The 7,785-nt window shown below is 48.6% G+C and carries 6 protein-coding genes; all 6 read left to right on the forward strand.

Annotation, left to right across the window (positions count from 1 at the left end; translation table 11 throughout):
• Positions 1 to 27: 27 nt before the first annotated feature.
• The 6 genes from HMPREF2907_RS09340 to HMPREF2907_RS09370 all read left to right on the forward strand — a co-directional run bounded on the left by HMPREF2907_RS09340 (position 28) and on the right by HMPREF2907_RS09370 (position 7,728).
• Positions 28 to 1,461 carry an MFS transporter gene (locus HMPREF2907_RS09340; RefSeq protein WP_070682462.1) on the forward strand — a complete coding sequence of 478 codons (1,434 nt, stop codon included), beginning with the start codon at positions 28 to 30 and terminating at the stop codon, positions 1,459 to 1,461.
• Positions 1,462 to 2,639: 1,178 nt separating this feature from the next.
• Positions 2,640 to 3,515 carry a methylisocitrate lyase gene (prpB, locus tag HMPREF2907_RS09350; protein ID WP_049230037.1) on the forward strand — a complete coding sequence of 292 codons (876 nt, stop codon included), beginning with the start codon at positions 2,640 to 2,642 and terminating at the stop codon, positions 3,513 to 3,515.
• A gap of 82 nt (positions 3,516 to 3,597) precedes the next feature.
• A complete protein-coding gene (gene prpC / locus HMPREF2907_RS09355) occupies positions 3,598 to 4,752 on the forward strand; it encodes a bifunctional 2-methylcitrate synthase/citrate synthase (RefSeq protein ID WP_070682466.1) in 1,155 nt (384 codons plus the stop codon).
• 90 nt (positions 4,753 to 4,842) lie between these two features.
• Positions 4,843 to 5,565 carry a M15 family metallopeptidase gene (locus tag HMPREF2907_RS09360; RefSeq protein WP_070682468.1) on the forward strand — a complete coding sequence of 241 codons (723 nt, stop codon included), beginning with the start codon at positions 4,843 to 4,845 and terminating at the stop codon, positions 5,563 to 5,565.
• 25 nt (positions 5,566 to 5,590) lie between these two features.
• Positions 5,591 to 6,796 (forward strand): DUF819 family protein, encoded by a 1,206-nt coding sequence (locus tag HMPREF2907_RS09365; RefSeq protein WP_070682470.1) that lies wholly within the window; start codon positions 5,591 to 5,593, stop codon positions 6,794 to 6,796.
• A 143-nt stretch (positions 6,797 to 6,939) separates the two neighbouring features.
• The gene (locus tag HMPREF2907_RS09370) at positions 6,940 to 7,728 is read left to right on the forward strand and encodes a TSUP family transporter (protein WP_016686560.1); all 789 of its coding nucleotides are present in this window, start codon (positions 6,940 to 6,942) and stop codon (positions 7,726 to 7,728) included.
• The last annotated feature ends 57 nt before the right edge of the window (positions 7,729 to 7,785 follow it).

A 7,785-nucleotide genomic window follows, 5' to 3' on the forward strand; every position in this document is an offset into this window, starting at 1 on the left:
GTCCCTCAAACATTTCAATACGATGCTATGCACGCTTCCGATATTGATACAGACGATACGGCTCACGAATACCACGCCGACAATCCTGACTTCCCTGCCAAAACTGTTGTGGCGACGCTGTTTATCGGCGCGTTTTTCGGCTATCTCAACGACACGCTTTTAAATGTCGCGCTCACGCCGATTATGAAGGATTTCGGTGTCGATAAGACCACCGTCCAATGGCTGACGACGGGCTTTTTACTGGTGATGGGCGCATTCACGCCGATTACGGCGGGCGTGATTCAATGGTTTGAAACGCGCAAGATGGTGTTGTTTACGCAGGCGACGTTTCTGGCGGGTTCGCTGATTTGCGCGTTTGCGCCGACCTTCGGGATTCTGGTCGCGGGGCGGATGGTGCAGGCGGTGTCCGCCGCGTTTTTCGTGCCGCTTTTATTTAACGGCATTTTGTCGATTTACCCGCCAAACAAACGCGGGACGGCGATGGGCGTGATTACCATGATGTTTACCGCCGCGCCCGCGATAGGGCCGACGCTGTCGGGCATCATCATCGACCACACACATTGGCGCGTGCTGTTCGGCTTTACCGCGCCGTTTATGCTGGCGGCGATGGTGTTGGTGGGCAAATATCTGACAGTCAATTTAAGCACCATCAGCCGTCCGAAGATTGATATTTTGTCTGCCGTGCTGTCGATTGTTGGATTCGGCGGGCTGGTGTATGCGAGCAGTAATTTCGCCAGTCTGCCGCTGGCGGAATTTATCCTGCTGTTTGCCGCCTCCGTCGCGCTGGTGGGCTGGTTCGCATACCGCCAGTCCCGCCTGGCGACGCCGCTGCTGAACCTTCGGGCGTTTGAGTATAAGCAGTTCCGCCACTGCGTCGTGATTCTGGCGGGCGCGGTGTTCCTATTTTTGGGCTTGGAACTGATGATGCCGATGTACACGCAGCAGGTGCTGATGCTGACAGGCACGGCGACGGGGCTGATTCTGATGCCCGCGAGCATCGCCCAAGCGGTTGCCGCGCCTTTGTTCGGCAAACTGTTGGACAAGAAGGGCGGACGGTTTGTCGTGTTGCCCGCCACGGTGATGCTGACGGTGTCGCTGGCGGTGTTGTGGCTGTTTTTGCGGATTGACACGCAAGTCATGATGCTGACCGCCATGTTCACGCTGATGGCGGTTTCCGTCTCCGCCTGCGTAACGGGCGAAACCCACGGCTTGAACGCGTTGCCGAAAAAACTCAATCCCCACGGCGCGGCGATTCTGACCACTATCAACCCGATTGCCGGCGCAATCGGCGCGGCATTTTTCGTCGGCGCAACCAATATCGGCGAGAAACTGTCCTCCGCCGCCTCGCCACAACAAGCCATGCTCGACGGCATCCATCTGGCGATGGGCAGCGCGCTGGTGTTGGGCGCGGTAATGGTGTTTTTCGCCATGCGCCTGAAACGGCATCAGACAGCGTCGTAACGCGTACTGGGAATGTGTGAAAAGGTCGTCTGAAACCATGTGATTATGGGTTTCAGACGATCTTTTTTAATTTTTATGGTGGATGAACGTGAGTCTGTGATAAGCAAAAAACTTTCCCATTAAATACAAAACTTTCCTTGATGGGCAAATCCAACGAGGCGGCGGGTAGGGCGTTGTGATGCCTGCTTCGGATTGTAGCGTGGCTTTGCCCACGGAGTTGATCGCTTGGTTTTCGAGTCGGGAGATAAATGGCATTGTTTTTCGTGGGCGAAGCCCATGCTACGGCTGGGTGTGAAGGTCGTCTGAAATCATAGGGTTGCGATTTTCAGACGACCTTTTTATATCTAAAACTACATACGACTACATTTTTAAATTGGATTATTTTTTATTGGTAAATCATAATGTTATTTAAATTTTGGTCGTCTGAAAAGGGCGTGGGTGCAAAATTGGGTGGTTTGGATGCTGTTTTTGCGGTTAAACAAAAATTCCTGAAAAATGAATTAATTATATTTAATTTTAAGAAGTATTGTTTAAAATCATTCTGATTGGTTTGAGGTAATACAGGATTTGTCAGGCAAGGATTTGGGTTGTTTTAAGGTGGTTGTTTTGGGTTTTATTTCTGAAGTATTGTTCATTAATGATTGAGTTTTTTTAAAATATTTGAGAAAAAGTGTTTGACAGCCTGAAAATTATTTTTTAAATTTACCCTTACCAATAAAAACTACATCGCACTACAAAGGAACCCTATCATGAATCTGTACCAAACTTCTCCGTCTTGTTATAGATTGTCTTCTATCTTTGCCGCCCCCGTCGTCGTCTGCTTTTGGGCAGTCGCGGCGGTTTGACGGCTCTTTGCCCGAATTTGGTTTCCCGTATTTCTGCGGTCGGTTCGGGTTTTAAAGTTTCTGTATCTCCCACTGTATTTCCTTCCGAATATTAAAATAATTAAAAAATACTTAGGCCTCCGCTTCAGCCGAATTGTATGTATTGAATTTATTAACTGATTGTTTTTATTGATTTTGATTTTCAGACGACGTGATGGGTTTGGGTTTTGAAAGGTCGTCTGAAAATGGTTTTGAAACCATTGTTTCTTTTTGAACGGTTCGTTTCGGGTTTTGCGGAAACCGGGCCGCTGAGTCGATAACTGAAAAAAATCTAATCTACAAAGGAGAAATATCATGAGCCAACTTTCTGCCGGCACCCGTTTCCGCCAAGCTGTGAAGGAGTCGAATCCCCTTGCCGTGGTCGGCTGTGTGAACGCTTATTTTGCGCGGCTGGCGACGCAGAGCGGGTTTAAGGCGGTGTATCTCTCGGGCGGCGGCGTGGCGGCTTGTTCGTGCGGGATTCCGGATTTGGGCATCACCACAATGGAAGATGTGCTGATTGATGCGCGGCGGATTACGGACAATGTGGATACGCCTTTGCTGGTGGACATCGATGTCGGCTGGGGCGGGGCGTTCAATATCGCGCGCACGATTCGCAACTTCGAGCGTGCGGGCGTGGCGGCGGTGCATATCGAAGACCAAGTGGCGCAGAAGCGTTGCGGCCATCGTCCGAACAAGGCCATTGTTTCTAAAGATGAAATGGTAGACCGCATTAAAGCCGCCGTCGATGCGCGCGTGGATGAGGATTTTGTGATTATGGCGCGGACGGACGCGTTGGCGGTGGAAGGTTTGGATGCCGCCATTGAGCGGGCGCAGGCTTGTGTGGAAGCGGGCGCGGACATGATTTTCCCCGAAGCGATGACGGATTTGGCGATGTACCGGCAATTTGCGGACGCGGTGAAAGTGCCCGTGTTGGCGAACATTACCGAATTCGGCGCGACGCCGCTTTATACGCAGCGCGAGCTGGCGGACAACGGCGTGTCGCTGGTGCTGTATCCGCTCTCGTCGTTCCGCGCCGCGAGCAAGGCCGCGCTGAATGTTTATGAGGCGATTATGCGCGACGGCACGCAGGCGGCGGTGGTCGATACCATGCAGACCCGCGCCGAGCTGTACGAGCATTTGAATTATCACGACTTTGAGCAGAAGCTGGATAAATTGTTTCAGAAGTAAAAAACCGTTTTCAGACGACCCTCAACCTTGAACAGGTCGTCTGAAAAACCAAAATCCCATAAAAACACAAAGGAGAAATACCATGACTGCAACTAAAGAAACACCGACTTTCAAACCGAAAAAATCTGTCGCCCTCTCCGGCGTGGCGGCGGGTAATACCGCGCTGTGTACCGTCGGCCGCACCGGCAACGATTTGAGCTACCGCGGTTACGACATCCTCGATTTGGCGCAGAAGTGCGAGTTTGAAGAAGTCTCCCACCTGCTGATTCATGGTCATCTGCCCAACAAATTTGAACTCGCCGCCTACAAAGCCAAACTCAAATCCATGCGCGGCCTGCCTATCCGCGTGATTAAAGTGTTGGAAGCCCTGCCTGCGCACACGCATCCGATGGACGTGATGCGTACCGGCGTGTCCATGCTCGGTTGTGTTCACCCCGAACGCGAAAGCCATCCCGACAGCGAAGCGCGCGACATTGCGGACAAACTGATCGCCAGCCTCGGCAGCATCCTGCTCTACTGGTACCAATATTCGCACAACGGCAAACGCATCGATGTCGAAAGCGAAGAAGAGACCATCGGCGGCCACTTCCTGCACCTGTTGCACGGCAAACGCCCGACCGAATCGCAGGTTAAAGCCATGCACGTTTCGCTGATTCTGTATGCGGAACACGAGTTCAACGCCTCCACCTTCACCGCCCGCGTGATTGCCGGTACAGGTTCGGATATGTATTCCTGCATCACCGGCGCTATCGGCGCGCTCAAAGGTCCGAAACACGGCGGCGCGAACGAAGTTGCCTACGACATCCAAAAACGCTACCGCAATGCCGACGAAGCCGAAGCCGACATCCGCGAACGCATCGCCCGCAAAGAAATCGTTATCGGGTTCGGCCATCCGGTTTACACCATTTCCGACCCGCGCAACGTCGTGATTAAAGAAGTGGCGCGCGGTTTGAGTCAGGAAGCGGGCGACATGCGCCTCTTCGACATCGCCGAGCGCTTGGAGAGCGTGATGTGGGAAGAGAAAAAAATGTTCCCGAACTTAGACTGGTTCTCCGCCGTGTCCTACCAAAAACTCGGCGTACCGACCGCCATGTTCACGCCGCTCTTCGTGATTTCGCGCTCCACCGGCTGGGCGGCACACGTCCTCGAACAGCGCAAAGACGGCAAAATCATCCGTCCGAGCGCAAACTACACCGGCCCCGAAGACTTGGCGTTTGTGGAGATTGAAGAACGCTGATGATTTTCAGACGACCTTGGTCACAAGGTCGTCTGAAAAAAGAAATTCAATGAATTTATTGGCACACTCATTATTAATGCGGAACATTTGATGGATAAGGACAAGGGGTCTTATGCGGGTATTCCTGTACAAAATACCAAAGAGTTAGTTTGGCAGAAAATACAAGAAATACCTATTTCTGAATGTGGGGAACCGTTGGTCAGTGTTGGTAATACCGGACGCATTCGTGTCAATCCTGTTTATTTTGCTCAGGGTATTGAAGGGGCGATAAATAGTGTTTTATTGCGTAGAAGTGTTGCTGATAGGCTGACTCAGGTTGTCTCTTTGCTGCCGGAAGTGTACGGGTTGGAAATTTTTGATGGTTGGCGTCCTGTCATGGTGCAAAGAGCATTACGAGAAAATATGAAGCAAGAAATTGAAAAACGCCATCCGGAATATGATGAAGTTCAAGTTAGAGAAGCACTGGACTGTTTTGCTGCTGATCCAGATCGGGCAGAAATGCCTCTACCCCATTTGACGGGCGGATCTGTTGATGTCGGATTGTTTGATATAAAAAGTGGCAAAAGTTTGGATATGGGAAGTGAGTTTGATGCAACCGGACATTTATCTTACAGCGATGCTTTAGAGAAAGAAGGTGAGTATTTCTCCTCTGCTCGTCATTTACGCCGGATTTTGATTCATGCGATGAAAGAGGCAGGATTTAGTAATTTGCCAACCGAATGGTGGCATTTCGATTATGGCAACCAAAATTGGGCTTATTTTACCCAACAAAGCAACGCAGTTTTTGGGGCGGTAGAAGGGCAGGATACTTAAATTAAAATAAAAATTGGGAGGAAAAATGCAAACTTTAATTTCAGCAGATAATCATTTGCTGCTGTGGGCTTTTGTTATGTTGGCTGCCGCTGCGGCGATTTTTATCGAGCAAAACAGTCGCTTGGCTGGGAAAGTCCCTGGTGCAGTATTAGCTTTATTGATTGCGTTGATTGCTTCTAATTTAGGTGTTATTCCCACGGATGCTCCAGTATTTGATGCTGTATGGTCTTATATTGTACCGCTTGCTATTCCGTTGTTGTTGTTTCAATTAGATCTTCATGCTCTATTTAAGGAAAGTGGACGTATGCTGTTTATTTTCCTGATTAGTTCAATCGGGACGATCATTGGAACGCTTGTCTCATTTGCCCTATTGAAAGACTATATTCCTGAGCTGGATAAAGTTGCCGGAATGATTTCAGCTTCTTATACAGGAGGCGGTGTCAATTTTGCAGCCATGTCAGCTAAGCTTAACCCTGCTAAAGATGTTATTGCAGCAACAATTGTTGCTGATAATTTGATGATGGCTTGTTACTTTTTTATTTTGATTGGTATCTCTTCCTCATATTGGGTCAGAAAAGTTTGGGGAAGTCCATATCAGGATAAATTGGAGCAGGAATATCATGATCCGAGTGTGAATAAGGCTGCCGAGTATTGGAAACCTAAATCCATTTCGCTACAGAGTATAGCCTTATCTTTGGCTGCCTCGATTTTGTTGGTCGCAGTTTCATTCTCATTATCCGGTTTTTTGCAAAATCATTTTCAAAGTATTGATGGTGTTGCATTAAAAATGCTGACAGGTTTAATTAGTGACAAATATTTGCTGTTAACGACATTTACATTGGCAGTTGTTTTATTTTTCCGTAAAGGCATTCAAAAACTAGATGGCAGTCAAGAATTAGGGACATATTGTATTTATCTGTTTTTTGTTGTGATTGGTGTTCCTGCCTCTATACCGTTGATTATTAAAACAGCACCATTACTCTTTGTTTTTACTTTGATTATTGCGGTATTGAATTTGTTGCTGACGTTAGTGTTAGGCAAGCTGTTCAAATTCAGTATTGAAGAAGTTGTATTGGCTTGTAATGCCAATATTGGAGGGCCGACTACTGCAGCAGCCTTAGCCATCAGTAAAGGTTGGCGTGATTTAGTCGGTGCAATTTTGTTAATTGGTACTGTAGGCTACATTATCGGTAACTATATAGGTTCGTTTGTATATGCCCTATTGAGCTGAAGACTAATCTAACAATCCATAAACCTTTTCAGACGACCCCTTCCAACAAACGTCGTCTGAAAACCCAAACCACAAGAAAAACAGATCCACTGGAAGACTTGTTCAACTGAAGATAATCCTGTATTGGTGCAAGGGTAAGAAACATGGAAGATTTATACATAACGCTCGCTTTGGGCGTGGTTGCGATGATTGCTGGGTTTATCGATGCAATTGCGGGCGGAGGGGGGTTAATTACACTGCCTGCACTCTTGTTGGCGGGTATTCCTCCTGTATCGGCAATTGCTACCAATAAGCTGCAAGCTGCCGCTGCTACGTTTTCGGCTACAGTTTCTTTTGCGCGCAAAGGTTTGATTGATTGGAAGAAAGGTCTTCCGATCGCAGCGGCATCGTTTGTAGGCGGTGTGGTCGGCGCATTATCTGTCAGCTTGGTTTCTAAGGATATTCTGCTGGCAGTCGTGCCGGTTTTGTTGATATTCGTCGCGCTGTATTTTGTGTTTTCGCCCAAGCTTGACGGCAGCAAGGAAGGTAAAGCCAGAATGTCGTTTTTTCTGTTCGGGCTGACGGTTGCGCCGCTTTTGGGATTTTACGATGGTGTGTTCGGACCGGGTGTCGGCTCGTTTTTTCTGATTGCCTTTATTGTTTTGCTCGGCTGCAAGTTGTTGAATGCGATGTCCTATACCAAATTGGCGAATGTTGCCTGTAATCTTGGTTCTCTGTCGGTATTTCTGCTGCACGGTTCGATTATTTTTCCGATTGCGGCGACGATGGCAGTCGGCGCGTTCGTTGGTGCGAATTTAGGTGCGAGATTTGCCGTCCGCTTCGGTTCGAAGCTGATTAAGCCGCTACTGATTGTCATCAGTATCTCGATGGCTGTGAAATTGTTGATAGACGAGCGCAATCCGCTATATCAGATGATTGTTTCGATGTTTTGAACCTTTTCAGACGACCCCTTCAAAAACGTCGTCTGAAACCCCAAACCACAAGAAAAA

Source organism: Neisseria sp. HMSC055H02 (assembly GCF_001813335.1).
Taxonomy (GTDB): domain Bacteria; phylum Pseudomonadota; class Gammaproteobacteria; order Burkholderiales; family Neisseriaceae; genus Neisseria; species Neisseria sicca_C.

Excerpts from the sequence above, each read along its gene's own strand:
- HMPREF2907_RS09340 (WP_070682462.1), top strand. The coding sequence starts at position 28 with ATGCACGCTTCCGATATTGATACAGACGATACGGCTCACGAATACCAC.
- prpB (WP_049230037.1), top strand. The coding sequence starts at position 2,640 with ATGAGCCAACTTTCTGCCGGCACCCGTTTCCGCCAAGCTGTGAAGGAG.
- prpC (WP_070682466.1), top strand. The coding sequence starts at position 3,598 with ATGACTGCAACTAAAGAAACACCGACTTTCAAACCGAAAAAATCTGTC.
- HMPREF2907_RS09360 (WP_070682468.1), top strand. The coding sequence starts at position 4,843 with ATGGATAAGGACAAGGGGTCTTATGCGGGTATTCCTGTACAAAATACC.
- HMPREF2907_RS09365 (WP_070682470.1), top strand. The coding sequence starts at position 5,591 with ATGCAAACTTTAATTTCAGCAGATAATCATTTGCTGCTGTGGGCTTTT.
- HMPREF2907_RS09370 (WP_016686560.1), top strand. The coding sequence starts at position 6,940 with ATGGAAGATTTATACATAACGCTCGCTTTGGGCGTGGTTGCGATGATT.